Source organism: Photorhabdus hainanensis (genome assembly GCF_018448965.1).
GTDB lineage: Bacteria > Pseudomonadota > Gammaproteobacteria > Enterobacterales > Enterobacteriaceae > Photorhabdus > Photorhabdus akhurstii.
The window spans coordinates 1-742 of the sequence record NZ_RCWD01000120.1; the positions used below are offsets into that span (position 1 = coordinate 1).

The window sequence follows — 742 nt, forward strand, 5'->3', positions numbered from 1 at the left end:
GCGATAATATCGGTGTAACTTTGCTGCGTGCTGTCCATGCCGTGTCCGTCAATCCGCACTTCCCCCTGACGGACATCAAACCCTTTCAGCCGGCCCTGTTCCATCAGCGCCTGTCCGGTGGTGAGCGTAGTGCGATGTGAGTTAATGAAACCGCAACCGTTACAGGTGATACCGGAAGGATTGGCAATAATCACCTCGGCTTTATGCCCGGCCACTTCAATCCAGCCGTTGAGGCGACTGGGGTCACGACTGTTGACTTCGTTAAGAATAACGCTGGCGTCCCCTTTGGCTAGCCACGGATTGCCTGCGACCATACCGCCCAGTTGCGTCTGGGTGGCCTGATGGCTGTTATTGAGGATCACCCCCTGTTTATCCACGTCAAACTGACGGTAGGTATTGTGGGAAACGCCGTCGGCGCCCGGGGTCTGGATATTGACCTGCGGCGTGCCGTTGGCGCTGCGAATGATGGTGGGCTGCTGACGGCCCGGCGCCTGTCCGTCGGCCACAATCGCCGCCTGTACGGTGAGCGAAACTCCGCCAAGGGCTAACAACAACCCAAACCGTAGCGCGGTGAGTCGGCAACGACGCTGCGGTGAAGAGGGGCGATGAGCGCGGCGTCCGGCTCTTCCCCGTCCGGCCCGCGCTATCTCGGCCACCACCATCCACAGCTGGCGAGATTGATTAAAGATAATACGATATAACTGCTTGTTCATGATTTTTGCTCCATACAACACTACCCACC

1 protein-coding gene is annotated in these 742 nt (G+C 58.1%); it reads right to left on the minus strand.

From position 1 onward, the window contains the following. On the minus strand, nt 1-713 hold a 713-nt coding region (locus EAE92_RS24140), incomplete at its 3' end, for a two-partner secretion domain-containing protein (RefSeq protein WP_214069865.1). Between the last annotated feature and the right edge of the window lie 29 nt (nt 714-742).